Origin of the sequence: Eggerthella sinensis, from assembly GCF_003339815.1 — a bacterium.
In the GTDB taxonomy this organism is placed as follows: Bacteria; Actinomycetota; Coriobacteriia; order Coriobacteriales; family Eggerthellaceae; genus Eggerthella; species Eggerthella sinensis.
In genome coordinates, this window is record NZ_PPTT01000068.1 from 1 (window position 1) to 730 (window position 730).

The following is a 730-nucleotide window of genomic DNA, read 5'->3' on the forward strand; positions in this document are numbered from 1 at the left end:
TCTGGGCGTTTTGCGCGAGCGCCCGAGCGATGAGCACGAGCTGCTGCTCGCCGCCGGATATCTGCGTGTAGGTGCGATGGGCCAAGTGCTCGATGCCGATGCGGGCCAGCGCCTCGTGGGCTCGCTGCAGCTGGGCCTCGCCGGGCGTGGCGAGCATCTTCAGGTCGTTGCCCGTGGCCATGAGTACCACGTCGACCACTTCGTAGTCGTACACCGGCGCGTGCGACTGGGGAATGTAGGAGATCTCGCGAGCGCGCTCCCGCACCGAAAGCGCGCGCAGATCCTTCCCGTTCACCAGAATCGTGCCGCTATAGTGCGGGGAAAGCCCCAGGATACAGCGGAACAAGGTGGACTTGCCAACGCCGTTGGGCCCGAGCACGTTCACGAGGCACCCGTCGGGAATGGAAAACGAAAGGTCGTGCAAGATCTCGCGGCTTCCGTAGGAGAAGCTCAAGCTGGTCACATCGATGCTCATAGCTTCTTCTTCCGCGTTATGAGGTACAAGAAGAACGGCGCGCCCACGAAAGCGGTGAGGATGCCGATGGGGATTTCGGCGGTGGTGGCAAGGCGGGCGACGTCGTCCACGATGAGCAGGAAGCTGGCGCCCATGAGCATGGATGCGGGAATGAGGCGGCGATAGTCGGCGCCGACGAGCATGCGGCACAGGTGCGGAATGACGAGGCCCACCCAGCCGATCATGCCGGTGACGCAGACGCTCGCGGCGGTGACG

General features: G+C 64.2%; 2 protein-coding genes. Both read right to left on the bottom strand.

Annotated features, from left to right (window positions below):
- Positions 1-475, bottom strand: a 475-nt coding sequence (locus C1876_RS17415) for an ABC transporter ATP-binding protein (protein ID WP_148707957.1), incomplete at its 3' end; no start/stop codon positions are given.
- Positions 472-730 (bottom strand): FecCD family ABC transporter permease (locus tag C1876_RS17420; RefSeq protein WP_148707958.1); only part of this gene is annotated, 259 nt, incomplete at its 5' end. The genes C1876_RS17415 and C1876_RS17420, both read right to left, overlap by 4 nt.